The organism is Hyphomicrobium sp. 2TAF46 (assembly GCF_052114865.1).
Taxonomy (GTDB): domain Bacteria; phylum Pseudomonadota; class Alphaproteobacteria; order Rhizobiales; family Hyphomicrobiaceae; genus Hyphomicrobium_B.
On the sequence record NZ_JBFRFO010000012.1, the window covers coordinates 48,753 to 73,754 of the forward strand.

At 61.1% G+C, this 25,002-nt stretch carries 24 protein-coding genes, 2 tRNA genes and 1 pseudogene; 14 read left to right on the forward strand and 13 right to left on the reverse strand.

Translation table 11 applies throughout. The features are described 5' to 3' along the window. Positions 1 to 9 precede the first annotated feature (9 nt). Positions 10 to 378, forward strand: coding sequence for a DoxX family protein (locus tag AB4Z24_RS20855; RefSeq protein WP_441711308.1), 369 nt, complete (start codon positions 10 to 12; stop codon positions 376 to 378). A 22-nt stretch (positions 379 to 400) separates the two neighbouring features. Here AB4Z24_RS20855 and AB4Z24_RS20860 read toward each other — a convergent pair whose 3' ends face one another. After that, positions 401 to 826: a DUF4399 domain-containing protein gene (locus AB4Z24_RS20860; RefSeq protein WP_441711310.1), complete on the reverse strand. Its 426-nt coding sequence runs from the start codon at positions 824 to 826 to the stop codon at positions 401 to 403. 76 nt (positions 827 to 902) lie between these two features. Here AB4Z24_RS20860 and AB4Z24_RS20865 point away from each other — a divergent pair, with 76 nt between their 5' ends. Together AB4Z24_RS20865 and AB4Z24_RS20870 are read left to right on the forward strand one after the other, a co-directional pair. Next, entirely contained in the window at positions 903 to 1,634 is a 732-nt protein-coding gene (locus AB4Z24_RS20865) for a TlyA family RNA methyltransferase (protein WP_441711312.1), read from the forward strand. Beyond that, a complete protein-coding gene (locus tag AB4Z24_RS20870; protein ID WP_441711314.1) occupies positions 1,627 to 2,859 on the forward strand; it encodes a class I SAM-dependent RNA methyltransferase in 1,233 nt (410 codons plus the stop codon). The genes AB4Z24_RS20865 and AB4Z24_RS20870 overlap by 8 nt, the downstream gene beginning before the upstream one ends. On the opposite strand, the gene AB4Z24_RS20875 is transcribed toward AB4Z24_RS20870, so the two are convergent. From AB4Z24_RS20875 to AB4Z24_RS20925, 11 genes are all read right to left on the reverse strand, one after another. Continuing rightward, positions 2,856 to 3,560, reverse strand: coding sequence for an NAD-dependent deacylase (locus tag AB4Z24_RS20875; RefSeq protein ID WP_441711471.1), 705 nt, complete (start codon positions 3,558 to 3,560; stop codon positions 2,856 to 2,858). The genes AB4Z24_RS20870 and AB4Z24_RS20875 overlap by 4 nt on opposite strands. 14 nt (positions 3,561 to 3,574) lie before the next feature. Then, on the reverse strand, positions 3,575 to 4,663 hold the full coding sequence (gene aroC, locus AB4Z24_RS20880) for a chorismate synthase (protein ID WP_441711316.1): 1,089 nt from the start codon (positions 4,661 to 4,663) through the stop codon (positions 3,575 to 3,577). 521 nt (positions 4,664 to 5,184) lie between these two features. Beyond that, the gene (locus AB4Z24_RS20885; RefSeq protein WP_441711318.1) at positions 5,185 to 5,802 is read right to left on the reverse strand and encodes a histidine phosphatase family protein; all 618 of its coding nucleotides are present in this window, start codon (positions 5,800 to 5,802) and stop codon (positions 5,185 to 5,187) included. Continuing rightward, positions 5,799 to 6,650, reverse strand: a complete 852-nt coding sequence (gene fabI / locus AB4Z24_RS20890; protein ID WP_441711320.1) for an enoyl-ACP reductase FabI — start codon at positions 6,648 to 6,650, stop codon at positions 5,799 to 5,801. Before fabI ends, AB4Z24_RS20885 begins: the two co-directional genes overlap by 4 nt. Before the next feature lie 169 nt (positions 6,651 to 6,819). Further along, positions 6,820 to 7,560 carry an ABC transporter ATP-binding protein gene (locus AB4Z24_RS20895; RefSeq protein WP_441711322.1) on the reverse strand — a complete coding sequence of 247 codons (741 nt, stop codon included), beginning with the start codon at positions 7,558 to 7,560 and terminating at the stop codon, positions 6,820 to 6,822. A gap of 21 nt (positions 7,561 to 7,581) precedes the next feature. Next, positions 7,582 to 8,796, reverse strand: a complete 1,215-nt coding sequence (locus tag AB4Z24_RS20900) for an ABC transporter permease (protein WP_441711324.1) — start codon at positions 8,794 to 8,796, stop codon at positions 7,582 to 7,584. Between the two features lie 114 nt (positions 8,797 to 8,910). Beyond that, positions 8,911 to 9,468 carry a hypothetical protein gene (locus AB4Z24_RS20905; protein ID WP_441711326.1) on the reverse strand — a complete coding sequence of 186 codons (558 nt, stop codon included), beginning with the start codon at positions 9,466 to 9,468 and terminating at the stop codon, positions 8,911 to 8,913. Positions 9,469 to 9,638: 170 nt separating this feature from the next. Then, the gene (locus tag AB4Z24_RS20910) at positions 9,639 to 10,061 is read right to left on the reverse strand and encodes a hypothetical protein (protein ID WP_441711328.1); all 423 of its coding nucleotides are present in this window, start codon (positions 10,059 to 10,061) and stop codon (positions 9,639 to 9,641) included. A gap of 23 nt (positions 10,062 to 10,084) precedes the next feature. Further along, on the reverse strand, positions 10,085 to 10,303 hold the full coding sequence (locus AB4Z24_RS20915; protein ID WP_441711330.1) for a hypothetical protein: 219 nt from the start codon (positions 10,301 to 10,303) through the stop codon (positions 10,085 to 10,087). 371 nt (positions 10,304 to 10,674) lie between these two features. Continuing rightward, complete coding sequence (locus tag AB4Z24_RS20920) at positions 10,675 to 11,757, reverse strand: HlyD family secretion protein (RefSeq protein WP_441711332.1); 1,083 nt, start codon at positions 11,755 to 11,757, stop codon at positions 10,675 to 10,677. Positions 11,758 to 12,026: 269 nt separating this feature from the next. Beyond that, on the reverse strand, positions 12,027 to 12,302 hold the full coding sequence (locus AB4Z24_RS20925; RefSeq protein ID WP_441711334.1) for a hypothetical protein: 276 nt from the start codon (positions 12,300 to 12,302) through the stop codon (positions 12,027 to 12,029). A gap of 187 nt (positions 12,303 to 12,489) precedes the next feature. On the opposite strand from AB4Z24_RS20925, the gene AB4Z24_RS20930 reads away from it, so the two are divergent. Together AB4Z24_RS20930 and AB4Z24_RS20935 are read left to right on the forward strand one after the other, a co-directional pair. Beyond that, the gene (locus AB4Z24_RS20930) at positions 12,490 to 13,071 is read left to right on the forward strand and encodes a glutathione peroxidase (protein WP_441711336.1); all 582 of its coding nucleotides are present in this window, start codon (positions 12,490 to 12,492) and stop codon (positions 13,069 to 13,071) included. Between the two features lie 83 nt (positions 13,072 to 13,154). Beyond that, on the forward strand, positions 13,155 to 14,756 hold the full coding sequence (locus AB4Z24_RS20935) for a glucan biosynthesis protein (protein WP_441711338.1): 1,602 nt from the start codon (positions 13,155 to 13,157) through the stop codon (positions 14,754 to 14,756). A gap of 93 nt (positions 14,757 to 14,849) precedes the next feature. Here AB4Z24_RS20935 and sseA read toward each other — a convergent pair whose 3' ends face one another. After that, positions 14,850 to 15,740, reverse strand: a complete 891-nt coding sequence (gene sseA, locus AB4Z24_RS20940; protein ID WP_441711340.1) for a 3-mercaptopyruvate sulfurtransferase — start codon at positions 15,738 to 15,740, stop codon at positions 14,850 to 14,852. 209 nt (positions 15,741 to 15,949) lie between these two features. Here sseA and AB4Z24_RS20945 point away from each other — a divergent pair. The 9 genes and pseudogenes from AB4Z24_RS20945 to AB4Z24_RS20985 all read left to right on the forward strand — a co-directional run bounded on the left by AB4Z24_RS20945 (position 15,950) and on the right by AB4Z24_RS20985 (position 24,990). Beyond that, positions 15,950 to 16,034 (forward strand) — tRNA-Leu (locus AB4Z24_RS20945). Positions 16,035 to 16,230: 196 nt separating this feature from the next. After that, positions 16,231 to 17,535: a protoporphyrinogen/coproporphyrinogen oxidase gene (locus AB4Z24_RS20950; RefSeq protein ID WP_441711342.1), complete on the forward strand. Its 1,305-nt coding sequence runs from the start codon at positions 16,231 to 16,233 to the stop codon at positions 17,533 to 17,535. A 13-nt stretch (positions 17,536 to 17,548) separates the two neighbouring features. Further along, complete coding sequence (gene hpnK / locus AB4Z24_RS20955; RefSeq protein ID WP_441711344.1) at positions 17,549 to 18,397, forward strand: hopanoid biosynthesis-associated protein HpnK; 849 nt, start codon at positions 17,549 to 17,551, stop codon at positions 18,395 to 18,397. A 94-nt stretch (positions 18,398 to 18,491) separates the two neighbouring features. Beyond that, positions 18,492 to 19,703: a bacteriohopanetetrol glucosamine biosynthesis glycosyltransferase HpnI gene (gene hpnI / locus AB4Z24_RS20960; protein ID WP_441711346.1), complete on the forward strand. Its 1,212-nt coding sequence runs from the start codon at positions 18,492 to 18,494 to the stop codon at positions 19,701 to 19,703. Further along, on the forward strand, positions 19,700 to 20,719 hold the full coding sequence (locus AB4Z24_RS20965; protein ID WP_441711348.1) for a lysylphosphatidylglycerol synthase domain-containing protein: 1,020 nt from the start codon (positions 19,700 to 19,702) through the stop codon (positions 20,717 to 20,719). The genes hpnI and AB4Z24_RS20965 overlap by 4 nt, the downstream gene beginning before the upstream one ends. 219 nt (positions 20,720 to 20,938) lie before the next feature. Beyond that, entirely contained in the window at positions 20,939 to 21,481 is a 543-nt protein-coding gene (locus AB4Z24_RS20970; RefSeq protein WP_441711350.1) for a DsbA family protein, read from the forward strand. A gap of 57 nt (positions 21,482 to 21,538) precedes the next feature. Continuing rightward, positions 21,539 to 22,948 carry an L-seryl-tRNA(Sec) selenium transferase gene (gene selA, locus AB4Z24_RS20975; RefSeq protein ID WP_441711352.1) on the forward strand — a complete coding sequence of 470 codons (1,410 nt, stop codon included), beginning with the start codon at positions 21,539 to 21,541 and terminating at the stop codon, positions 22,946 to 22,948. Further along, positions 22,945 to 24,777 (forward strand): annotated as a pseudogene (selB, locus tag AB4Z24_RS20980) (selenocysteine-specific translation elongation factor); the annotation flags it as partial. The gene selA and the pseudogene selB, both read left to right, overlap by 4 nt. A 117-nt stretch (positions 24,778 to 24,894) precedes the next feature. Further along, a tRNA-Sec gene (locus AB4Z24_RS20985) sits at positions 24,895 to 24,990 on the forward strand. Positions 24,991 to 25,002 lie beyond the last annotated feature (12 nt).

The following is a 25,002-nucleotide window of genomic DNA, read 5'->3' on the forward strand; positions in this document are numbered from 1 at the left end:
GGGAATGAAATGCATCCGATCGTAAGCCTTGTCGCGCGAATACTTCTCTCGGCAATCTTCGTTACCGCGGGCATCAGCAAGATTTCGGGTTACGAGGGCACCCAGGCCTACATGGCGTCTCACGGGCTGCCCGGCGGCCTTCTCCCTCTCGTCATCGCCCTTGAGGTGATCGGAGGCATCGCCGTGCTCTTGGGTGTCTTCTCGCGTTGGGCGGGCCTCGCGCTAGCAGCCTTCTGCATCGCGGCGGCCTTCATCTTTCACTTCAACTTTGCCGATCAGGCCCAGGCGACGAACTTCATGAAGAACATCTGCATGGCCGGCGGCTTCCTGCTTCTCTTCGCCAACGGCTCCGGCCGTTACGCGCTAAGGCCCGACTGAAAGCCGGGCCCCGCGGCGGACCTTATTGTACAGTGATCGTCACGACGTCCGATTTCACCGGCGGATCGTGCGGAATGTGGTTCTTGTCGCCGAGCAAGAGCTGCAGCGTATGTTTCCCGGGCTTCAGTTCGACGGACGCTTCCGTCTGGCCCTTGCCGTAGTGAATGTGGTGTTCGTCCTTGGGGATCGCCTCGCCAAGATTGGGGAGGGTGGCATCGATCAAGAGATGATGATGACCGGAGTGGGGCGCATCGCTTCCCGCCGGAGCGACGTCCATGCCCTCGATGCCGAATTTTATGGTAACCGGGCTCGAAACGGTCGCGCCGTCCTTCGGCTCGATGATAAAGACTTTCGCACCCGCGGGAGACGGTGTCCGCCCGCTGTCGGCTAGGGCAGCGACCGGCAGCGTCAGCGCGATGAGCGCCGCGGCGAATATGGCAGGTTTCATTTTTGTTCTCTCCATCTAGACCCGTCAGACAGATGGGGCGGATGCCGGGCAACGTCAATCAGGTCGGCTAAGGATCATGCGTTTGGATCAGATGCTCGTTACGCGTGGATTGGCGCCCTCGCGTGCCCGCGCGCAGGATCTAATCCGGCGCGGCTTCGTGCGCGTCGGCGGCCGGGTTTGCGATAAGCCTGCGCAGGACGTGAGCGATACGCTGATGATCGAGATGTCGGACGTCGCACCCGCCTATGTTTCGCGCGGTGCCGAAAAACTTGCGGCGGCACTCGTGCACTTCGGCTTCGATCCTTCGAACAAAGTTTGCCTCGATGTTGGCGCCTCGACCGGCGGGTTCACCGAGGTTTTGCTGGAAAAAGGGGCCGCCCGTGTTTACGCGGTCGATGTCGGCACCGCGCAGCTTCATCCGCGCATGAAAGACGATCCGCGCGTGGTCTCGCTCGAAAACTTCGACGCGCGACGCCTGTCGCGTGCCGAGGTTCCCGATCCCGTCGCGGCCATCACCGTCGATGTCAGTTTTATATCCGTCACCAAGCTGCTGGCCCCGGCACTACAACTCTCGAGCCCTGGCGCGTGGATGGTCGTGCTCGTGAAGCCGCAATTCGAGGTCGGACGCGACAACGTCGGCAGCGGCGGCATCGTGCGTGACGAGGCAGCGCGTCAAGGCGCGTTGGAAAACGTTCGCGCTTGGATCGAAAGCCAGCCCGGGTGGAGCGTCGTCGGCGCAATCCCGTCGCCCATTCTCGGCGGCTCCGGCAATTCTGAATTTCTACTTGGAGCCCGACGCAATGGCTGACGCGCGCGAACTCTTGATCCGCCGCATTGGCGCGCAAGGCGACGGCGTGGCCGACCTCGATGGCGAGCCCATCTTTGTGCCGTTCACGCTTCCGGGAGAACGGATCGAAGCCGAAGTCGAGGGCGAACGTGCGCGGCTGCAACGGGTGCTTTCGCCGAGCGCCGAGCGTGCCGCTCCGGTCTGCAAGCACTTCGGCAAGTGCGGCGGCTGCAGTGTTCAGCATATGGCGTCCGATACCTACGCCGAATGGAAGCGGAACCTCGTGGTCGATGCGTTCCGTTCCCGCGGCCTCGAACCTGTCATCGATGCCCTGCAAAGAACTGCAGGAAAACGCCGCCGCGCGGTGATGAAGGCGGAACGCACACCCGAAGGCGTGGCTCTCGGCTTCTACGAGGCATCGTCGCACGACCTCGTCGCCATCGAGGAATGCCCCGTTCTCGAACCGAAGATCGTCGCCGCGCTTCCCGTCATCGGCAATCTGATTGCGCCGCTGCTCTCGAAGCACGGCGAAGCACGCGTCGCCATAACGCTGACCAAGTCCGGTCTCGACGTCGAGATATCGGGCATCGAGCGTCAATTGACGCCGGAAGTCAGAACCGCGCTTGCGGCAAAAGCCAGCGATATGAAACTCGTGCGTCTCGTCGTCAGGAATGAAGTCGTCGTCGAGACGCTGCATCCGTTCCTGAGCTTCGGCACGACGGACGTGATCCTGCCGCCCGGCGTCTTTGTGCAAGCGGTGGAAGAAGCGGAAACGGAGATCGCGCGCCGCGTGGTCGCTGCTGTCGGCAAAGCCAAAGCTGTGGCGGACCTTTTCTGCGGCATGGGCGCATTCACGTTTCCTTTGGCCGCGCGCTCCCGGGTTGCTGCGTTCGACGGAGATAAGGCAGCCGTCGTCGCGCTAACATCGGCCGCGAAAAAAACGTCTGGTCTAAAGCCGATTACGGCAACCGTTCGCGATCTTTTTCGCGAGCCGCTATCGCCGCTGGAACTCAATGAGCACGATGCCGTCGTGTTCGACCCGCCGCGCGCCGGAGCTGAAGCGCAGTCGCAAAGACTGACGAAATCGAAGGTGAAAACCGTAGTCGCCGTGTCCTGCAATCCGGCAACGCTAGCACGCGATACTCGCCACCTCGTCGACGGCGGATACAAAATCGAGTCGGTGACCCCGATAGACCAGTTCCTTTATTCCGCACACGTCGAGGTCGTTGCCGTCTTGCGCCGCTAGCGGTCGCCTAGAATTCGGCCGACGAATGCGGGCACGATTTCCGTCGCCCTCCCATAGTGTGCCTCATTGAAAAGGCTCGCGCCCTCGGAAGGTTCGAGATTGAGCTCGACTGTGTGCGCTCCGTTCGCCGCCGCCTCGGCGACGAAGCCTGCCGCGGGATAGACGTTTCCGCTCGTGCCGATCGAGACAAGCAAATCAGCCGCGGCAAGCAGGGCGCTGATGCGTCCCATTTCGTAAGGCATCTCGCCGAACCAGACGACGTCGGGCCGCATGCCGCCGGGCAAGCCGCAAAAGGGACAGGCCGTGTCGACGCGGAGATCGTCGCGCCACACCATGCGATGAGAGCAGAACGTGCAAAGTACTTTGAGCAGCTCGCCATGCATGTGGATCAGCGACCGCGAACCGGCCGCCTCATGCAAGGCATCGATGTTCTGGGTGACGATCATCACGCCGCCGTGCTCAGCCTCGAGGCGAGCGAGCGCGACGTGCGCGGCGTTGGGCCTGAGCCCGCGATGCGCGCGCCGTCTGGCATTGTAGAAATCGTGGACGAGAAGCGGATTGCGCCGAAAGCCCTCCGCCGTCGCGACATCCTGATAATCGTATTTCGACCAGATGCCGTCCGGATCGCGAAATGTCGAAAGACCGCTTTCCGCCGAAAGCCCGGCGCCGGTGAGAACGACGATGTTCCGAAAACGCGCGATTGTGTCGCCTCCGGCTAGCCGCCGATCTGCCCGCGGTGCCGCAGGAAATGGTCGGCAAGCACGATTGCCATCATCGCCTCTCCGACAGGCACGGCGCGGATGCCGACGCACGGGTCGTGCCGGCCCTTGGTGATGATCTCGGTCTCATGTCCCTGTCGGTCGATCGTCCGGCGCGGCGCCAGGATCGACGACGTGGGCTTCACGGCAAATCGGCAAACGACGGGCTGCCCAGTCGAGATGCCGCCGAGAACGCCGCCCGCATTGTTCGAAAGAAAATCCGGCGCGCCGTCATTGCCGATGCGGATTTCATCGGCGTTCTGCTCTCCGGTCAGCTCTGCGGCGGCCATGCCGGCGCCGATCTCGACACCTTTGACGGCGTTGATAGACATCATCGCGCTCGCCAGATCCTGGTCGAGCTTCCCGTAAAGCGGCGCACCCCAGCCGGCTGGCACACCCTCGGCCACCACCTCGATGATCGCGCCGACGGAGGAGCCGGATTTGCGGACTTTGTCGAGATAATCCACCCAGTGCTCGGCAGCCGTCGCGTCCGGCGAGAAAAACGGGTTGTTGTGAACCTCGTCCCAATTCCAGTTCTGCCGATCGATTTTGATCTGACCAATCTGAATGAGCGCGCCGCGGATTTTGACGCCGGGAATGATCTTCCGCGCCACGGCACCGGCAGCAACGCGCGATGCCGTCTCGCGCGCCGACGAACGCCCGCCGCCGCGATAATCGCGGATGCCGTACTTCGCGTCATACGTGAAATCGGCGTGACCGGGCCGGTATGTCTCTTTGATGTCGCCGTAGTCCTTGGAGCGCTGATCGGTGTTTTCGATTTCGAGCGCGATCGGCGTCCCCGTCGTCACCTGCTTGCCCGATGCATCCGGAAAAACACCCGACAGGATTTTGACTGCGTCCGCTTCCTGGCGCTGCGTGGTGAAGCGCGATTGCCCGGGCCTCCGCTTGTCGAGGTAAGTCTGGATGTCGGCGGCTTCGAGCGCGATGCCGGGCGGACATCCGTCGACGACGGCGCCGATGGCAGGGCCGTGGCTCTCGCCCCAGGTCGTCACGCGAAAAAGATGGCCGAAGGTGTTGTGAGACATTGCCTGAATATTCGGAGTGGTGCCCGATGAGCAAATTCGGTGGCTCTGCAACGATTGTTGCCGGGCTGCGTCACCGTTCTTCTTAGGAGCCGTAGCGAAAGGCGGCAAGACCGCATCGCCCGCAAAGCCGCGTGACAAGCTTCAGCGACGCAGATTAACTCAGACACAGTAACGCGTTCGCCGGTCGGTCCTTCACCTGACGATGGGCACGGCGAGACCCACGTATCCGTATTTGATCGACAACTCGGCCGAGCCCGCGTCCGCTGCCCGACCGCAGCCCGCGGCGCATCGAAAGATCGCAGGTGGCGGCAATGCGGATCAACCGTTCGTTCGAACGGCGGGCCTCGATCCGCGTCGCATCGTTTCGTGAAAAGCCCGCTGCCGGCTCATAAAAGACCGTTCTGCCCGGATTGAGCGTCCGTGGTCGAGGGGTCTTTCAGCATGCACTCTTGATGGAGTGCGAAAGAGCCGGAGAGCCGCATCTCCGGCTCTTTTTTGCCGGGTTCAATGCGGAAGAAAATTCAAATCCACTGCATTCTGCCATCCGCGAGCTTCAGGATCCTGTCCTGAGGAACTTCGAGGAATGGCACGAAATCGCGGTCAATTCCGAGAAGCGCTCCCCGCGCGACGCGACTGACGCCGCCGTGGCTGACGGCGACGGTGTCGGTAGAAAGGCTCGCCAGCCAGGCCGAGACGCGCTGCTCGAGGTCGCGATAGCTTTCGCCGCCTTCGGGCCGCCAGCCGTAAGGGTCGGCGGACTTCCCCGCGACACCCCTAGGATCCCTGGCGGGAAGCTCCGCCGCGAGTTCGCCCTCCCAATGGCCGTAGCTCAACTCGACGATCTCTGGCGCGGTGCGAAAGGCATCGGGATCGAGACCGAGCGCCAACCGGGTCAGCCGCATCGTCTCGACGGCACGCAGAAGCGGGCTCGACACGAAATCGAAGTTTGCGACGGAGGGCACGATACCCTTCAAGATCTCGCCGTGGCGGCGCGCCTGCGCAATTCCCGTTTGATTCAAGGGAATATCGCGTTGCCCCTGGTAGCGAGACTCCCGATTCCAATCGGTCTCGCCGTGACGGATGAGATAAAGCGTGATTCCCGGCTTCAAAGAGACAGGGGCTGACGTGTCGCCGCTCAAGCCTCGTCGCTCTTGACGACAGAAATATCCGGAGCGTCTTCGTTCTTCATGCCCTGGATGTGGTAGCCGCTGTCCACGTGATGGATTTCGCCGGTGACGCCGCGCGAGAGATCGGAAAGCAGGTAGAGACCCGCGTTACCGACGTCGTCGATCGTAACGTTCCGGCGAAGCGCCGAATTGTACTCATTCCACTTCAGAATATAGCGGAAGTCCGCGATCCCTGAGGCCGCGAGCGTTTTGATGGGACCCGCCGAAATGGCGTTGACGCGAATACCCGTCCGGCCGAGGTCGGCCGCCAGATAACGCACGCTCGCCTCAAGAGCCGCCTTGGCGACGCCCATGACGTTGTAGTGCGGCATAACCTTTTCTGCGCCGTAATAGGTAAGCGTCACCAGCGATCCGCCGTTCGGCATCAGCTTTTCGGCGCGCTGGGCAAGCGCGGTAAACGAAAAGCATGAGATCAGCAGGCTCTGCGTGAAATTCTTTTCCGTGGTGTCGACGTAGCGGCCATCGAGCTCGTTCTTGTCGGAAAAGGCGATGGCGTGGACCAGGAAGTCCAGGCTGCCCCAGGTCTTGGCGATGTGGTTGAACAGATTATCGATGGATGCGGCGTCGCTCACGTCGCAGTGCAGGACGTTTTTCGCGCCGAGTTCGGCCGCTAGGGGCTCGACGCGCTTCTTGAGTGCATCACCTTGATAAGTCAGGGCGATTTCCGCGCCTTGTGCCGCGCAGGCCTTGGCGATGCCCCAGGCGATCGATCGGTTGTTCGCGACACCCATGATGAGGCCGCGCTTGCCCGCCATGAGGTTGCCGGAAGAGGTGGACGTGTTCGCTTGAGGCCCCGCCATGGGCGCAATTTCCTTAATTATTCCAATTTGGGATTGGTAAGTTTGGCCGCATCCTACACAAATGCCCCTCCCGGTCCAGATACCCGGATGGGGGGAATGCGCGGCCATTGGCCCGGGGGCAGCCATCCCGCCCCGGCGCCGTAGCTGTTCCGTAATGGGATCGAGTGGCTTAATGCGCCGCCATCTCGACCGGCTTCCCGGAAACCTTCGGCCGCTCCGAGCCCGCAATGCGCCCGTCGTCGATGGTTATGATCCGGTCCGCATATTGAAGCGTACGGTGGTCGTGGGTGACCGCCAGAACGGCTCGCCGCGTGTCCTGGGCGACCTGGGCCAGCAACTCCATGACCGCCATGCCGTTTTTGGCGTCGAGCGCCGCTGTCGGCTCGTCGGCAAGGATGACCGAGGGCGATCCTGCCAGGGCCCTGGCAATCGAAACGCGCTGCTTCTCGCCGCCCGACATCTTCGACGGCATGGCGCTGATGCGGTGGCCGAGCCCCACGGCCTCCAGCGCCTCGGCGGCCTGGTCGTAAGCGCCCGCCCCATTGATATCGCGGAGATCGAGCGCCAGCATGACGTTCTCGACCGCCGATAAGGTCGGCACGAGATTATAGGACTGGAACACGAACCCGACGTGCTTCCGCCGGAGATTGGCAAGCTGTTCCTTACTCATGTTCTGGGTCTTGTGGCCCGCGATCGTGAGCTTTCCCTGCGTCGGCGAAAGGATGCAGCCGAGGATCGAGAGCAGCGTCGTCTTGCCGGAACCGGACGGCCCCATCATGAGCGTCAGCTCGCCGGTCTGAAGCTCGAGGTCGATGCCTTTGAGAACCTTGATCTCGTTCGGCGCCGAGCCGAGCACCTTTACGATGCCTTCGGCCTCGACGATCACTTGGCTGTTGCTCGGCTCGGTCATGTTACGTCTCCTGGAAACCGGTTAGCGGCTGAACACGACGGCCGGGTCGATACGGACGACCTTGATGATGGCGCTTGTCGCAGCGAAGATGCACATGCCGATCGTGATCGCAAAAAGCTGCACAGCGAGCGGCATCGTCATGATGATTGTCAGTTTCGTATCCTGCGCGGCCTGGATGGCGATGAGGGCCAGGCTCATGCCGAGAACGTAGCCGATGAGGCCGGATAAAATGGCCTGAATGAGAATGACCTTCACGATGTATCCCGCACCGGCGCCAAGAGCGCGCAACGTGGCAAACTCGTTGATGTGGTCTTTCGTGCTCGAGTAAAGCGTCTGAGCAACGATGACAATACCGACGATCAGGCCGAGAAGCTTACCCGCATCGAGCGCAGCGCCCGCGCCGGTTTGTTTCAGCCAGTAATCCTGGCTGCGTGTGCGGAATTGCGCCTGCGTCAAAACTTCTGTGTCGGGAAGCCGCCTCTCGATTTCCTTACGCACTGTTTCGATATCGGCGCCCGGCAAGAGCGTCACACGCTGATAGCTCGCCTGATCCTGATTGGCGCCTGCCAAACGGCGGGACTCCTCGAGCGACGTGAAGACAAAAGGCAGCGTGGTGAACGAGCGCACGCGCTTGGTGATGGCGACGAGCTTGACCGTCGAGCCGTTGAGTTCTGCGCGGTCATCGAGCTGGCTGACACCGAGATCGTTGAAATAGCTCCGGTCGATCGCGACTGTATTCGGCGCTTCGAGCGCGTCGCGGCTACCGTCGGTAATATTCAAGGGCAGCGCTTTCGGGCTATCGCCGGCGGTGCCGATCAGCAGCACCGTCGTCTCGCCGCCAAGCGGCTTCCGCCACCGGGCGAATGAAACGAGCATGTCTTCTGAGTCTGCAACACCAGGGGCTGATAATGCCATGTAGCGCTCGCGGCCTGACAGGAATGACGGATCGTCGTAGCTCTTCGTCCCGAGCGGAACGACCCAAAGATCAGCAGGCGCCGCATCGATGATGGCCGCGATCTTGTTGGCGGAGCCGAGATAGATGCCGGACTGCACGGCGACGAGCACGACCGAGAACATGATGCCCACGACGGTGACGAAAAAGCTCAAGCGGTCATGGAAGAGATTGCGGTACGCAAGCTTCACCACCATGGGCAATGTGCGCTTGCCCTGCCGGGGCCGCGGCGACGGTGCGGTTCTCGTCTTCGCAAAGGTCGGCGCTGAAGCTGCAAGTTCCATGACCCTTTTCCCCTCCTTGAGGCAATGGTCGAATTTTGACGATAGCGGTTCGGTTTGAGCTTTCCCAGGGCCGGGCGTGCGGATAGCCCTGGGGCTTTAGAATTAGGCTTAGCGTTACTCGCAGGGCACATCGACGAGCCCGGCAATGGCCGGAGAGTAGCGGCGGCAGACGTGCTTGGTTTCTGCGGTGGCAGTGGTCGTTTCGGTATCCGCCTTCGCGGTGGTCTCAGTTTTGTCCGTCGTCGCCAAAGCCTGCTTGATCGATCCGGTGGTGACATTCTTGGCCGGTGTCGTCGTTTCGTTCGCAGCGCCCGGCGTCTTTTCAATCACTGTCGTCGTCGCCGGATCGGAAGAAAGCTTGTCTTCGAGCTTGGCCGTCTGAACGACCGGCGTCACGGGAGTCTTCTTCACCGGCGCATCGGCGACTTCGGTAGCCGGAGCGCGCTTGACCTTGGCCACTTTGCGAGCAGGAGCATCGTCCTGATAATCGCGACGCACATAACGGGGGCGCTCGTCGCGGCGATAATCCCTGGCGCTCATATTCTCGGCGGAGTGCGCGATGAACGTTCCGAGCGGGAAACCGAAGCCGAGGCGGACACCGGCGTTCGCGGCATTTGTCATCGTGGTGCCGGCCAGTACGGCGGCGGCGAGGGCGAAAGCGATCTTGGTCATGTGAGCCTCCAGCGGCAACTTTGTTTCTATCTCGTCGCCGGTCCTCGCCGGCTATGAGAGGAGAATGCCTCAGCGCTTCATCCGCCGCTGTTCCAGCTGGAACACCGCGATCGAATTCAGAAATTCTGGATTTGTTTAGTTAAATCAGTTGGTTGCCGGGAGCGTCCTGGTCATGCAGCGATCCGCAGACCCAAGTCGTCACCGACATCGTGTGCCACGGGGGCGGTCGACACATCGAGCGCCATCAGCAATTGCTGTGCGTTGAACCCGAAGCGGATGTTCAGTGGACGCCGCGCCGCTTCGCGCACAGCTGCAGCCCAAATCCGGAAGCCTCGGTCCAGAAACAAGGCCTTGAGACGCCGGCTTGCAAACACGTCGAGAAGCGCACGAAAGCGGAGCGCGGTCGCCAGACGGGAAGCGTCAGGAGCTTCAAACTCAGCCCAGAGATCGTCTTCAAGATCGCGGATCTCGTCCTCCCTGAGACCGCGGAGAAGCGCCAGCCCTTGGCCTCGCTCGATCAGCATCTCCATGATGACGTTAAGCTCCGACGCGTTAACCACCGGAACGTCGGCAAGATCGATATTCGCACGCATGGCACTGTCTCCCTGTACGCCAATCAGACGCCGATGCTGCCGAAAGCCGACCATGGCGAACCCGCAAGCACGATGATGTCGCGAGCCTTGAGTTCACCAAGCTGAAAATGAACCTCCTGGCCTTCGAGATCGTCGAAGCGATTGCGAATGGCGCTGCCTTCGAAACGATAGGCGCGGCCGTCTTCGGCACGGATCACGCCGACCCCGAGATCGCGCCGGAATTTTTTGATTTCTCCGTACATTTGTTCTCTCCATGAGGCTGCCAGGATGGCCGCTGTCTTCCATGGCTGCATCATGCAAAAGACCTTGATTCTCCGCTGTTCCTGACGGGACACTGCGCACACGGATAATAAATTTTGGGACGGCGTTTGCGTCGTCTTGAGGCCAATGAAGAATTCAAAATGAATGGTTAAAACGCCGGCGGGGAGGCGTGCAGGGTGGGACCGCATTCCCAATCCGCACTTGCCTCCCCGCCGCAGGACCGGCGACAGCTTCGCTAAGGAGGAAGCAAGCCGCCGCTGGCCTTTCGAAGGTTCCGTTTCAAAGTTTCAAAGGTGACTGACTGCCAACATCACGCGCCGGCGATTTCCCTCGGGAGCACTCGGCTTCCCCCTCACTTGAAAAAAGCGTCGGCCCTCATTCCGGGCAGCAACGGGGGATTGCCGTCGAGATCGACCGTGACTTCGAGAACCTCGACGTCGGTCGGACGGCGCGCGCCGCGAAGTGCGAACTGCGGCGAAGTGAGCGACGGGGCAAGCGCGGCAACCGTGCCTTGGAATTCCTTGCCGGGATACGCATTGCTCTTCACGATGACTTTGCCGCCGACCTTGATCTTCGAGACATCGGTCTCGTCGAGCTCGGCCTTGAGACGCACGACCGACATATCTCCGAGCACGGCCAGAGCCTGGTCAGGAGAGGGTGCAACCATCTCGCCGGCCTTGGCCGGAAGCTGGAGAATTCGGCCCGCGACCGGCGCGCGAATACGTGTTTTCTCGAGCAGCGCTTCTGCAACCGAAACATCCGAGCGTGCCGCTTGCAATGCCGATTCCAGCCGATTTGGCGCCGGAATATCGGCCTTCGATTGCGCGGAAGCATAATTGGCGCGTTCCTTTTGCAGCTTGGCTTTCGCTTTTGCTGCATAATTGCGCGCATCTTTCACGCGGTCGGCGCTGCCGGTGCCCTGGCGCTGCGCCTGCAATTCATATTCAAGTCCGAAGCGCGCATTCGTTAGTGCCCGTTCGGCGGTGAAGACGTTGTCTTCCGCGGTGCGAAGATCGTCGCGCGCCTTGTCGAGAGGCTGAGCGTCGCGCTCGCGTTTGCGGGACGCGGCCTCCGTCTCGGCAGCCTGCAGACGTGCGCGTGCTTCATCGTCGTCGAGGCGGATCAGAAGCTCGCCTTCCTCGACATTATCGTTGAGCTTCACGTTGACTTCGGCGATGCGGCCGAGAAGCTGCGCGCCGACGCGCACAAGTCCGGACTTCGGCTCGATCCGGCCGGGTGCTGCGGCTACCCAGTCGATTTTCGGCGCTGTTTCCTCGTTTTTGACAGTGTCGTCGTTTGCGGACTTGGCGCCCAGCAAGTCGCTGCGTGAAATGGCGATGGCCCCGAAGGCTCCAGCGCCGACCGCAACGAGCAGAAAGAGAAGCTTCGCCAGGAAGCCCCCTCTGCGTGGATGGTACGTATCGTCAGTGCTCATGTCATAGTCCTCCTTAGAGATGCAGAGCTGGCCGGAGATCGAACCTGAGATCGAAATCGGGCCAGCATCACGAACGACGCTATCGATCCTATCCCGCCTTCGCTGTTTCGGTTGGAACAGTCGGTGATTGGGTGAATATCGTCGTTTGAGTGCTGACGTTTTTTGTAATCCGGGAATTGCGATTCAAGACGAAAAAAAAAGCTCCGGAGAATTCCGGAGCTTTTTGCTGTGTCGTCTGAGAGACGTCGTCGAAAGTCGTATGGGGCGCTCTATTGGCACATCTCGCGAAGCGTCCAGCCAACTATTTTGCAGCTCTCGGAACCGTTGGCGTTCACGACGCATTTGCGATTGGGCAAGCGCTGATAGTCGCAATAGTAATTGCCCGAGTGGCCCGAATATCCGTGCATCGGCTTCGAGAAGTTATAGTCTTGGACAAAGAACTCCTTGGCGCCGCCAGCAGCGTATGCAGCCGAGGTGTTGAACGCCACAGCGGCAGCCAAAACGGCAAATGCGCCAAAAGCAAACGTGGAGCTGAATTTCGTCATTGCCTGATCCTCCTTGGGTGAGCCTTGGGAAGCTCGTGAACTTGCTGGAGGCAATCTAGACGCGGCCACCATCCGAGACTGTTACGAGCGGAACAGGACTGCGGCCACCTGCTGGCAACCCGGCCAAAGATGCTATAATCCTGCCTGCATTGAACGTCAGCAAGCGTTGGAAATTGCGAGGAAAAATTTGCGGAAACTTTTTAAGGCCGGCGCCGGTATCTTGTCGCTCTGGAGGGCGCCAAACAGCGTGGCGCCGCTGGCAGATGTGAACGGCAACGCCTACGACTTTGAATTCGTCAGTATCGATGGCGCCCCGATGAAGCTCTCGGATTGGCGCGGTCGTGTGCTGCTGATTGTGAATTCGGCGTCGCTCTGCGGTTTCACCAAGCAATATGCAGGATTGCAGGAACTGTGGACGCGCTATGAGAAGTCCGGCCTCGTCGTGATCGCCGTTCCGTCCAACGATTTCGGCGAACAGGAACCCTCGCCCGACGGTGAGATCCAATCATTCTGTCAGGGCGTGTTCGGCGTTTCTTTTCCCCTGACGTCGAAGCACTCGGTCGTTGGGCCGGAGGCGCACCCCTTCTACAAATGGGCCGCCGAAACGATGGGCCCCGCTGGGATTCCCGTGTGGAACTTCCATAAATATCTCGTTGGGCGGGATGGGCGCCTTTTGCGCTCATTTTCCACCAAGTTGGCGCCCACATCCCGTGAAATGACCTCCTGGATCGAGAAGGCTTTGGAGAAATCTTCTACTCCGCCGCACTAAATCGATCGTCGCGCGTTCTGTTCATGCCCGGTTCAAAGCGGCAAGGGACAATGACGCGTATTGATGATCATAGAGGGCGGACGATGGATAGCAGCCGCCGGTTGCTTTTGAAGTCTGGAGCAAGTTTGGGGCTGGCGTGGATGTTCGCGGCCCGCCCCCTGAAGGCGATCGCCGCAACCGGTATTCCACAAAACGAGTTCAAGGCCCCCGTGCCCTTCTCGTTCGACATCCTGGAGGAGGAGGCGCAGCGCCTCGCCCGGTATTCCTACGAGCCGCCCGTCAACCCATCGCCGGGAGTTCTTGCGGAAATCGACTACGATCAGACGCAGCGCATTCGCTACCGGGCCGACAGAACCGTTCGCGTCGGCAACGCCGACCACTATCCGGTTCAGTTTTTCCATCTGAACAAGTACGCGTCCGATCCTGTCCGCATCAGCGTGGTCGAAGGCGGCCAGGCGCGCGAGGTGATCTACAACCAGGATCTGTTCGAAATTCCCGCCGGTCATCCGGCCGAGGGCCTTCGCGCCGGCACCGGGTTCGCGGGCTTTCGCATCATGGCCGACGACATCAAGACCGATTGGTTCGCGGCCATAGGCGCGAGCTATTTCCGAAGTTCCGGCCCCTTCAACCAGTATGGGTTATCTGCGCGAGGCATTGCCATCAACACGGCAATGTCGAAGCCCGAAGAATTTCCGCGCTTCAAACATTATTGGCTCGAAGCCTCACCGGAGAGGGACGGAGGAGTAAACGTCTACGCGCTGCTCGACGGGCCGAGCATAGCCGGTGCCTACTGCATGAAAACGAAGCGGCAGACTGAGCCCGACGGTCGTTATCGCGTGGTCATGGAAATCGAGGCGCGGCTGCACATGCGAGCGGACGTCGACCGCATCGGCATTGCGCCGTTCTCGAGCATGTTCTGGTACGGCGAAGACACGCACCAGGAGCCGCGCGACTGGCGCCCGGAAATCCACGACAGCGACGGCTTGGCGGTTTTGACCGGCAGTGGCGAGCGCATCTGGCGGCCGATCATCAATCCTCCGCACGTCATGACGAACACATTTTCGGATCGCGATCCGAAGGGCTTCGGATTGCTCCAGCGCGACCGCAACTTCGATCACTATCTGGACGACGGGATTTTCTACGAGAAACGCCCGTCAGTCTGGGTCGAGCCGCTCGACCCCTGGGGCGATGGCGCCGTGCATCTCATCGAGCTTCCGACCGATACCGAGACTTGGGATAACATCGTCGCCTGTTGGGTGCCGAAGGAGAAAGCGAAGTCGGGCCAGCGGCGCGTGTTTCGCTATCGGCTCTCGTGGCTCGACGACATTCCATTTCCAAAAACCTTGGGACAGACGATCGGCACATGGTCGGGCATCGGCGGCCCGCCTGGGTTGAACTTCAACGCCCGGCCCGCCGGCACGCGCAAGTTCGTCATCGACTTCGCCGGTGAGATATTCGAAGGCCTCGGACGTGACAGCGGCGTGGAACTCGTCGTCAATTGTTCGCGCGGATCGGTCTCTGGCATCGCAACCTATCCCGTCGTCGGCCAGCCACACCGGTGGCGCGCGATGTTCGATCTGAAAGTTGCGGGGCTCGATCCGATAGATCTTCGAGCCTATCTGCGGAAAGGCGACGCCGCGCTCACCGAGACGTGGCTCTACCAGGTCTTTCCCGCGTCCGTCTGAGTGACGGCGTGTAGCGCGTCGCGCAGCTAACAGGCGCGGCGCGCTGGTGGTGCCGCCGGAGCAAGCCCCGGACCCGGAACCCGCTGGCCCGCGCTACTTCGCCGGACCTGTACCAATGGGCAATCCGTTCTCCTGGCCCCATTCGGCCCAGCTGCCATCGTAGACGGCGGCGTTCGTCTGCCCGACCACGGCCAACGCCAGCGCCAGCATCGACGCCGTGACGCCCGAGCCGCACGTCGTCACGACCGGCTTCGTAATGTCGACGCCGACAGCTTTGAAGAGCTGCGTGATTTCGGCAGGCGACTTATACGTGCCGTCGGAGTTCAGAAGCTGCTGCGAGGGAATGTTCTTCGATCCCGGAATGTGGCCCTGCCTCAAGCCCGGACGTGGCTCCGGTTCGCTGCCTTCGAACCGCCCGGCGGGACGCGCGTCTACGATCTGCGAGCCGTTCTTCTTGAGCAGCGCCTTCATGTCGTCGAGGTCACGGATGATCTCGGTATTCTGCAGGGGCGAATAGTGACGTTCCGACCGCTTCGGCGCCGGTCCGTCCTCGAGCGGCCGTCCCTCGGCCTTCCATTTGCGAAGGCCGCCGTTCAGAACGGCGACGTCGCGATGACCCATGGCACGGAAAGTCCACCACACCCGCGCTGCCGAGAATATGCCGGTCGTGTCGTACACGACGATGCGCGCGCCGTCGCCGATGCCCATCTTCTTCATGCGCGACGCGAATTTCACGGTCGACGGCAGCATATGCGGCAGCGACGATTTCTCGTCGGATAGATCGTCGATGTCGAAGAACAAAGCACCGGGAATATGCTCGGCGAGGTATTCCTTCTTGGCGTCGCGGTTGGCGGTCGGAAGGTGCCAACTGCCATCGAGGATGATCAAATCGGGCGAGGAGAGGTGATCAGCGAGCCAATCCGTCTCGACGATCCAGTTCTTGGCTGTAACAGGCAAGGAATTTCCCACTGGTTTGCTGGTCATGGCTTTGTTCGGCGGTTGGAAGCACATAGGCAAATCTGGACGGACCCGCAAGTTGAAGCGGCTAATTGGTGCAGGCAACGCGGTTGCAGCATTTTGCGGCATCTCGGTCCTTGGACAGGTCGGTTTACGCGTTGTTTTTGGCCGCGCTTTTCAGTAAGAGACGGCCTTCGCGACCGGCTGGCGGGGCAACCCGTTGACTGGAAGCACGTGCGGGCGTGGCGGAACTGGTAGACGCACTGGATTTAGGTTCCAGCGGCGCAAGTCGTGGGGGTTCAAATCCCTCCGCCCGCACCACGCTTTCCTCTAAAGCACTGAAATCGCGGTCTTTGTCCGTTCGCTTCACCCCAAAGGTTGTACGCTTGCTGTCTCTCTGCTCAAACTCTGAACGAGGCCGCCTCAGTTGGCCGATGATGCGAACGCTAAAGTTATCGCCACTTTACGCCATGCGTCAGCCCCATTCGCGAACCAACAAGCTCGGATGCTGACGCAGATGTCTCGAAAATGGCTCGTCGCCGGGGGAGGGATCTCAGGCCTTTCCGCAGCGCAATCCCTCCAGGCCAGCGGCCGTGATTACGTTCTGTTGGAGCGCTGTCCGGCCGTCGGCGGCCTGACGCGCACGACGCAAGTCGAAGACTTCTGCTTCGACTACACCGGTCACTTTCTTCACCTTCGCCGTTACCCGTCGCCGTCTCAGATCCCCTATGCCCATCTGAACGACGAAGACTGGGACACCGTAGAACGGAAATCATACTTCTTCGCCGGCGGCCGACTGATTGACGCGCCGATCCAATATCACCTCGGCGAATTGCCTGACGAGCTGCGGAAAGAGTGCGAGGCTTCCTACAATGCGAGGCCCGCGACTGGCGGCAACATCAATGGCTTTCGCGAGTTCATCGTCTCTGGCTTCGGCCAAGCTGTGGCCGATAAGTTTCTCATTCCGCAAAATGAGAAGACGATGGCGACGCCGCTCAGCCGGCTCTCGATCGGCGCCGTCAAAAGATTTTTCCCGCCGCCCGACGAACAGCGCATCCGCGCCGGCTTCGCCAACAAGGCTTTGGAAGTCGCAGAGTATAACAGCACGTTCTGGTATCCGAAGCGCGGCGGCATCGACGTTCTGACGCGCGGTCTCGCGAACGGCCTCAAGAGCGTTGCGACGAACGAAGAAATCGTCGCGATCGACCTCGATCGGCGAACCGTTTCGACGAGCGCGGGACGTAGCATCGCTTGGGAAAAGATGCTGCCCAGCATCCCGCTCAAGGCGCTGTGTAAGATGACGGGCGACCCGCAACTGTCCGCTGCCGCCGATCAGCTGAGCCACAGCTCGACAATCAGTTTCAATTTCGGCGTCCGCGGGAAATTGCCGGCCGCTCTGAAGGACGCGCACTGGGTCTATGTCCCCGACCGCGCCATCCCCTTCTATCGGTTCGGCTGCTATTCGAACATCAGCCCGGCCATGTCATCGAGCGGCTACAACGCCGTATACGTTGAGGTCGGCGTCCCGGGCGAGGATATCGATCGCACCGACATCGTCAGCAAAATCCAGCCTCAAGTCGTCGATGCGCTGGAAAAGCTCGGATGGGTGAAAAGCGACGACATCGTTTGCACGGTGGCGCACATCATCCGTTGCGCCTACGTGCATCACACGCCTAAGCGCGATCAGCTCGTCCAGGACATTCTCGCGCGGCTGAATGCTGCGGGTGTTCATCCCATCGGCCGTTATGGGCTATGGGACTATGTGGGGATGGAAGATTCGATCAGCTCGGCGCTAACGACGGTCGAGGCGCTGGCCGGATGAGGGGGGCCGCCACGTGAAAAGATTGATCGTGACCGCCGACGATTTCGGGATGTCGATCCCGGTCAATGAAGCCATCGAAGCCTCCCATAGAGACGGCATTCTCTCGGCGACCAGCCTGATGACCGGCGGCGACGCATTTGCTGATGCCGTCGAACGCGCGAAGCGTCTGCCGAGCCTCGGAGTCGGCCTGCACATTCACTTGGTCGATAGCCGCCCGGTGCTGCCGCCCGAAAAAGTTCCGTTGCTCGTCGGTCCTGACGGATGCTTCTCGAATAATCCCGAGCGCTTCGGTTTCAACCTGTTCTTCTCGCCCGAGATGCGGAAGCAGGCGGAGGCCGAAATTGCAGCGCAATTCGAACGTTTCAGTGCGACCGGCCTCGTGATGGATCACATCAACGGCCATCACCATTTCCACATGCACCCGGCCGTGACCGACGCCATCGCCAAGCTCGCCCCGCGATACGGCGCGCCGCCTGTCAGATTTCCGGTCGAACCATTTGGGCCGTCGTGGCGGGCCGGCGCCGACAAACCCGTTCAGCGGTTTTTCAATTGGGCATTCTATGCCGGCCTGACGTACCGGATGCGGCGGAAGCTCACTTCCGCGGGTTTGGCGCTTAACGATCACGTATTCGGTGTGACCGATACTGGCGCGATGACAGAAAAACGCATCCTCGCGTATCTGGACCATCTACCCGACGGCGTCACGGAGCTTTATGCCCATCCGGCAATTCGCACCGAAAACCAACCGCAAACCTACACCTCAGCCGAGGAATACCACGGGCTTGTCAGCCCGGTTGTCCGCGCCAAAGTTACCGCCCTTGGGTTGCAACCGCTGACGTTCAAAGCAGCCTTCGCCGCTTAGGTATCGAAAGCCTGAGCCATGTGGTACGCCGACCGGAATTCCTGTAGCGGCGCGTTGGCCGCCTAATATCATCGCCTGGGGGGACGTCCGCCGCATGCACTTGCCGATCCTGGTTCTCAATCCCTTTGTGATCGCCGGTATCATCCTGGGGCTTGCGGCATTGGCCTATCTGACGCTCGCCCTTTACTTCACGAGCCGCTTCCGTGAGCGTCCCGCTGTGCCGCCTGCGGGATTTCGCCCGCCCGTCTCGGTGCTGAAGCCGGTCCACGGCGCGCAGCCGTTTCTTTACGATTGTCTCCGCACGTTCTGCGATCAGGATTGGCCCGAGTACGAAATCATCTTCGGCGCGCATTCGGAAACGGATCCCGCCGTCCAAGTCGTCAAGCGCCTGATCGCCGAGTTTCCCGATCGCAATCTGCGACTGGTCGTCGACGCAAATCTCGTCGGCCCCAATCCGCGAGCGTCAAACCTCGCGAATATCTACAAGGCCGCGCGCTACGATATTCTGATCGTCGCCGATGCCGATCTGAAGGTTGATCGCAACTGCATCGCCTCGATGGCCGCGCCATTTGTCGATCCGAAGGTCGGGGCCGTGGCGTCGATCTACAAAGGCCTCCCTTACGGTGGCGCTCGCGCTGCAGATTTCGGCGCGTTCAATATCAGCGATTGGTTTGCGCCGTCGGTTCTCGTCGACGTCGGACTTCGCGGCATCGATTTCGTATTCGCGATGTGCGGCGTACGCCGGGAAGCGCTCGACTCGTTCGGCGGCTTCGATCATCTCGCCAACTTCTTTCCGGACGACTTTGCGCTCGGCAATCTCACGGCGCAGAAGGGCTACAAGGTCGTGCTCTCTTCCTATTGTTGCGACACCATCGTCGCGGAGAAGAGCTTCGGCGAGCTGTTTCGCCATGAGATCCTATGGCAGCGGATGGAGCGGTTCTGCCGCCCGGGCGACCACTTCATGTCCGTGATCACCTGGCCATTGCCGCTGCTTCTCGTACTGCTGCTGCCGTGGCCGTCCATCGTCGGATTGTCGATCATCGGCTTGGAGATCCTGCTCCGCATCGCGCTTCACTATCAGGTCCGCCAGAGCTTCCGGATGAACACGCCCGCTCAGCCTTGGCTGGTGCCGGTGCGCGAGTGCGTATGCTTCTTCGCCTGGGCCTTCGGCCTCTTCGGCAACAAAGTGCGCTGGGGGAAGAACATCTTCACCTACGAAGCCTTCCGTAAGCTCATTGCGGACGGCCGCAACGCCGCGTCCATGAGTGAGCGGCGCTTGGCTGCGCCGGCCGGAGACAACGGATGAGCGCTGAGCCGATGGCCAGTCCGTCCAACTCGCGCGTCGCGCTGTTCATTGCCGCGATGGTGGGAATAGCGGTCGCGATTTGCCTCGTCGTCTATTTCGGCATCTCGGGGGTCTGGGACGCGATCGCGACAGCAGGCTGGCGCGGCATGAGCGCGATCCTCGGCGCCTATTTGGTATCGCTGTTCTTTTGCGCCTGGAGCTGGCGCGTGCTGCTCGTCGAAAGCCATCCGACGCATCGGGGCCTGTTGTTCCTGTGGGCACGCTGGGTCCGCGATAGCATCGGCAATCTGCTCGCCATCATTCCGGGCGCCGGCGAGGCAGCGGGAGCTCGCGAATTAAGCAAGCACGGTCTGAAGGTCAGCGTCGCCGCCGCGACGACGATCACCGACATGACGACGGAAATGATGAGCCAGCTCATCTATACGTTCATGGGGCTTGCCATTCTCTTCATCTATCATCCCGCCGAGCAAGCGGCCTGGTGGGCAGCAGCCGGCCTCGGCATTGCGACCATCGCTGTTGCAGGATTCGTCATCGCCCAGAAAAATGGGTTGATCCTCTTTCTCGAAACGCTGCCGGCGAAGCTCGGCTTCACGCGCGCCTGGGATGGCCTGTCCGACAGCGAGAGTGTGCATGCCGCCATCCAATCGATCTATCGCGAAAAAGGCGCGGTCGGCGCTTCGACCTTCCTGCATCTTTTGGGTTGGCTTGCGGGCGCAGCAGAAACCTGGATCGCTCTGTGGTTCATGAACCATGCACTTTCGGTAGGCGACGTGCTGTCTCTCGAAAGTCTTGTCTTCGCGCTTCGCACGGCCGCATTCATCGTGCCCTGGGCAGCGGGCGTTCAGGAGGGCGGGTACGTGGTGATCGGCGCATTGTTCGGCTTGGGTCCAGACGTGGCGCTCGCCTTATCGCTGCTGAAACGCGCTCGCGAAATAATCTCCGGCCTGCCCGGCCTTCTCGTGTGGCATTTCTCCGAAGGCAAACGCCTTTGGCAGAGCCGCCTCGCAGCCAAATAGCGCGTAAGTCCCAACGCGCGGCCCTCCGGTCAATGGCCAAACATTAACAGGTGTCTCGGAATTGATCCGGACTCATCAATCGCCGGTTGGGCGAGGAGCTCTGTTGTCTTGCGGCGCCTAAAGCGCTTTACTGGCCTTAAGGGACGTCTACGGAATGTAGGCTATAGCGGCTTGGCGGCAGCCATTCGCTCGTGAGCCAATGAATCCCGGAGGCAGCTGATGAGCCAGCTATGGATGCCGGTTTCCGACACTGACCACATCGAAGGCCGGCGCAATGCGCCTATGACCTTGCTCGAATACGGCGATTTCGAGTGTCCGTACTGCGCTGAGACCTATCCGGTTATCAAGGCCGTACAAGACACGATCGGCTTGGACATGCGGTTCGTCTTCAGGCATTTCCCGCTTACGCGCCTTCATCCCCACGCCGAACACGCAGCGGAAATCTCGGAAGCGGCGAATACGATCGACCGCTTTTGGGAAATGCACGATATCCTTTTCGAGAACCAGACGGCGCTCGATGACACCCACCTGCTGATCGAGGCGAGAGCCGTCGGCCTGGATGACGAGACCGCGCGCATGGCCTTCGATGGCCGCTATGCCGACCACATCAAGAAAGATTTTCGCGGCGGCGTGCGCAGTGGTGTGAACGGAACGCCCTGCCTGTTCGTTAATGGGCAACGCTTCGATGGCCCGCGCGACGTGGAAGCCATCGTGGCGGCGCTAGAGGCCACCATTCCTGACCAGTCCAAGTTCGACGCCTGAACCGAAACGGCACCGTAACGACGGAACCGGCGTTGAATTCCTTCCCTTGAGGTCCAAGTGGAAATTTCAAGAGCCGCGCTCCGCGATCTGCCCTCCGTCGATGCCGTTCTGAAGAGCGCGACCGCTGTGGCGCTGTTGGAGCGCTTCGGACGTTTCGCCACGACAGAGACGATCCGCACCGTGCTTGCAGAAACGCGCGTCGCCCTGAAGACCGGAACGCAGGACATCCCGACGGTCGATCAGGTGGCAAGTCTGGCGTTGACCCGATTGGCCGACAGCGATCGTTCGGGGCTTCGTCCGGTATTCAATCTCACCGGCACCGTTCTTCATACCAATCTCGGGCGCGCTGTGCTCGCCGAAGCCGCGATCGAAGCGGCCGTCGCAGCCATGCGAGATCCGGTCGCTCTGGAATTCGACTTGGCGACCGGATCTCGCGGTGAACGCGACGAACATGTGAAAGAGCTTCTCTGTGCTTTGACGGGTGCCGAAGATGCGACGGTCGTCAACAACAATGCCGCCGCCGTTCTGCTTGCCCTCAACACGCTCGCGGCCAGACGCGAAGCCATCGTTTCCCGCGGCGAGCTGATCGAGATCGGCGGGGCGTTCCGCATGCCCGATATCATGTCCCGCGCCGGTGCGAAGCTCGTCGAGGTCGGGACGACGAACCGGACCCATCCGAAGGATTATGCGACCGCGATCAATGAAGCGACCGGCGTCATCCTCAAGGTTCACACATCGAATTATCGCATCCTGGGGTTCACGTCCGAAGTTGGCGGCGCCGAGCTCGCGCGTATCGCAGCGGCGCGAAAGGTTCCGTTGTTGAACGATCTCGGATCCGGAACGCTCGTCGATTTGTCTCGCTATGGGCTGAAGCGCGAGCCAACCGTGCGGGAAGCCGTGGCGGAAGGCGCCGATGTCGTGACCTTTTCGGGCGACAAGCTACTCGGCGGCCCACAGGCAGGCTTCATTGTCGGCAAACGCGTCATCATCGAAGCCATCAATCGCAATCCGCTGAAACGCGCGCTTCGCATCGATAAGATCCGCCTCGCCGCAATCGAAGCGACGCTGAAGCTTTATCGCGATCCCGATCGCCTTGCCGCGCGTTTGCCAACGTTTCGGTTGCTCGCGCGGCCGCGTTCCGAAATCGAAGATCAGGCAGGCCGCCTGCTGCCGCACATGCAGCACGCCGCGGGACGAGCCTTCACCGTGAGCGTCTGCGAATGCGAATGCCAGATCGGTTCCGGTGCGCTGCCGCTCGATACGATCCCGAGCGCTGGCCTCCGAATCGCGTCGAACGCCGGCGGCATCGAACTCGAACGATTGGCGGCAGCGTTGCGCGGCTTGGAGCGGCCGGTCATCGGTCGTTTGGAGGAGGGGGCTATAATTCTCGATCTGAGATGCTTGACCGATGAAGGCGCATTTCTATCGGCTCTGAGCACGCTCGATCGAGATGCCACGGCAAAATGATCATAGGCACCGCAGGCCACATCGATCACGGTAAGACGGCTCTGGTCAAAGCCTTGACCGGAGTCGACTGCGATCGCCTGAAGGAAGAGAAAGCGCGGGGCATCACGATCGATCTTGGTTTCGCATATTTGCCGACTGCACAGGGCGAAATAATCGGCTTCATCGACGTGCCGGGCCACGAGCGCTTCGTCCACACGATGCTGGCGGGCGCGAGCGGCATCGATTTTGCGTTGCTGACGGTCGCGGCCGACGACGGGGTGAAGCCGCAAACGCTGGAGCATCTCGCGATCCTCGATCTCCTCGGCATCGGCAACGGCGTCGTCGTCGTGACGAAGGCTGATCTCGTCAACGGCGAGCGCATCGGCGAAGTCACGAGACAGATCAAGGAAGCGGCCTCAGGCACCACGCTCGCGAACGCGGATATCCTGACCGTCTCCGCCATGACGGGACGGGGAATCGATGAACTCCGTGAATATCTCATTGCCGCGGCTTCGGTGATCCAAGCGCGATCAGCGGAGGGACGTTTTCGCCTCGCCATCGACCGCGTTTTCACGCTGTCCGGTGTTGGCGTCGTCGTAACAGGCACCGTTCTCTCAGGGGCCGTCCGCGTCGGTGATCGGGTCAGCCTGAGCCCGTCCGGATTGGAGGCGCGCGTTCGTTCGATACATACGCAAAATCGGCCAGCCGATGCGGGACGAGCCGGTGACCGTTGCGCGCTGAATCTTGCCGGACCCGCTATCTCCAAAGACGCGATACGCCGTGGCGATGTCGTGCTCGATCCCGCGCTTCACGCGCCGTCCGATCGCATCGACGCCGTCTTGCGGATATTACCTTCGGAACAGAAATCCATCGGTCAATGGTTTCCCGCGCGCTTGCATCATGCCTCCGCCGAAGTCGGCGCGCGCATCGTTCTGCTCGATGATAAAGCGCTTCGTCCCGGCGAGTTGGCTGACGTACAACTTGTTCTCGATCAGCCGATAGCAGCGGGTGTCCCCGATCGTTTCGTTCTGCGCGACGTCTCGGCGCAACGCACGATCGGCGGAGGCAAGTTCATCGATCTCCGTGCGCCCGCGCGAAAGCGGCGAACGCCGGAACGGCAAGCCCGGCGCGCCGCACTGGCCATCGACGATCCGCAGGCGGCGTTATGCGCCTTGCTCGATGCACCACCTTTTACCCTTGATCTGATAGCGTTTGCTCGCGACCGGACGCTCTCTGACGCACAAGTCGATGAGCTTCAGTCAGAAGCTAACCTGATGATCTTGGAAGCCCGCGACACGCGCACGGCTTTGTCGCACGAGCGATGGGCGTCCTTTGCGGCAAGCTTTCGCGAGCACGTTGCCGCGTACCATGCCGCGAACCCCGATCTACAAGGTATCGGGCGCGAGCAACTGCGCCTGATGCTCGAACCGCGTTTGACCAAGACGGCATTCGCAGCGGCCGTCCAGAAGCTATCTGACGACGGCGGCATCGCACTCGACGGTGCTTTCGTGCGCCTCGCGTCCCATCATGTGCGTTTCGCGCCTTATGACGAGGCGGCATGGAATGCGATCTCCGCGCTCCTCGCCGGAAAAGATCGCTTCCGCCCCCCGAGAGTGCGCGATATCGCCGGCGCAACCGGACGCTCCGAGCGAGATGTCCGTCGCCTGATGAAGCTCGCCGGCCGCCTGGGCTGGGTCGATGAGGTGGCGCACGACCACTTCTTTCTCCGCGAAACCGTCCGCGAGATCGTCTCTATCGCCGCCGGCATCGCGGCACAGGCGGAAACCCGAACCTTTAATGCAGCAGATCTTCGCGACCGCCTCGACAATGGCCGCAAGGTCGCAATTCAGATTCTTGAGTTTTTCGATCGCCACGGCGTTACGCTGCGCAAGGGCGATCTGCGCCGCATGAATGAGCACCGGCTGGACTTATTTGGAACCCCCGTGCTTTCGTCAGTCGATAGGTACGGAGGTGAATCGTCCCCGGTGGGACGTTCGGACTTCAAATCCGAGTGGGGCAGCGAGCCTGTCCCAGGTGGGTTCGACTCCCATTCGCCTCCGCCAACCTTACCAAAA

Excerpts from the sequence above, each read along its gene's own strand:
- AB4Z24_RS20895 (WP_441711322.1), bottom strand. The coding sequence starts at position 7,560 with ATGACCGAGCCGAGCAACAGCCAAGTGATCGTCGAGGCCGAAGGCATC.
- AB4Z24_RS20915 (WP_441711330.1), bottom strand. The coding sequence starts at position 10,303 with ATGTACGGAGAAATCAAAAAATTCCGGCGCGATCTCGGGGTCGGCGTG.
- AB4Z24_RS20860 (WP_441711310.1), bottom strand. The coding sequence starts at position 826 with ATGAAACCTGCCATATTCGCCGCGGCGCTCATCGCGCTGACGCTGCCG.
- AB4Z24_RS20965 (WP_441711348.1), top strand. The coding sequence starts at position 19,700 with ATGAGCGCTGAGCCGATGGCCAGTCCGTCCAACTCGCGCGTCGCGCTG.
- AB4Z24_RS20865 (WP_441711312.1), top strand. The coding sequence starts at position 903 with ATGCGTTTGGATCAGATGCTCGTTACGCGTGGATTGGCGCCCTCGCGT.
- AB4Z24_RS20910 (WP_441711328.1), bottom strand. The coding sequence starts at position 10,061 with ATGCGTGCGAATATCGATCTTGCCGACGTTCCGGTGGTTAACGCGTCG.
- AB4Z24_RS20900 (WP_441711324.1), bottom strand. The coding sequence starts at position 8,796 with ATGGAACTTGCAGCTTCAGCGCCGACCTTTGCGAAGACGAGAACCGCA.
- AB4Z24_RS20970 (WP_441711350.1), top strand. The coding sequence starts at position 20,939 with ATGAGCCAGCTATGGATGCCGGTTTCCGACACTGACCACATCGAAGGC.
- AB4Z24_RS20855 (WP_441711308.1), top strand. The coding sequence starts at position 10 with ATGCATCCGATCGTAAGCCTTGTCGCGCGAATACTTCTCTCGGCAATC.
- sseA (WP_441711340.1), bottom strand. The coding sequence starts at position 15,740 with ATGACCAGCAAACCAGTGGGAAATTCCTTGCCTGTTACAGCCAAGAAC.
- AB4Z24_RS20905 (WP_441711326.1), bottom strand. The coding sequence starts at position 9,468 with ATGACCAAGATCGCTTTCGCCCTCGCCGCCGCCGTACTGGCCGGCACC.
- AB4Z24_RS20870 (WP_441711314.1), top strand. The coding sequence starts at position 1,627 with ATGGCTGACGCGCGCGAACTCTTGATCCGCCGCATTGGCGCGCAAGGC.
- AB4Z24_RS20950 (WP_441711342.1), top strand. The coding sequence starts at position 16,231 with ATGTCTCGAAAATGGCTCGTCGCCGGGGGAGGGATCTCAGGCCTTTCC.
- AB4Z24_RS20925 (WP_441711334.1), bottom strand. The coding sequence starts at position 12,302 with ATGACGAAATTCAGCTCCACGTTTGCTTTTGGCGCATTTGCCGTTTTG.
- fabI (WP_441711320.1), bottom strand. The coding sequence starts at position 6,650 with ATGGCGGGGCCTCAAGCGAACACGTCCACCTCTTCCGGCAACCTCATG.
- AB4Z24_RS20920 (WP_441711332.1), bottom strand. The coding sequence starts at position 11,757 with ATGAGCACTGACGATACGTACCATCCACGCAGAGGGGGCTTCCTGGCG.
- AB4Z24_RS20935 (WP_441711338.1), top strand. The coding sequence starts at position 13,155 with ATGGATAGCAGCCGCCGGTTGCTTTTGAAGTCTGGAGCAAGTTTGGGG.
- aroC (WP_441711316.1), bottom strand. The coding sequence starts at position 4,663 with ATGTCTCACAACACCTTCGGCCATCTTTTTCGCGTGACGACCTGGGGC.
- hpnI (WP_441711346.1), top strand. The coding sequence starts at position 18,492 with ATGCACTTGCCGATCCTGGTTCTCAATCCCTTTGTGATCGCCGGTATC.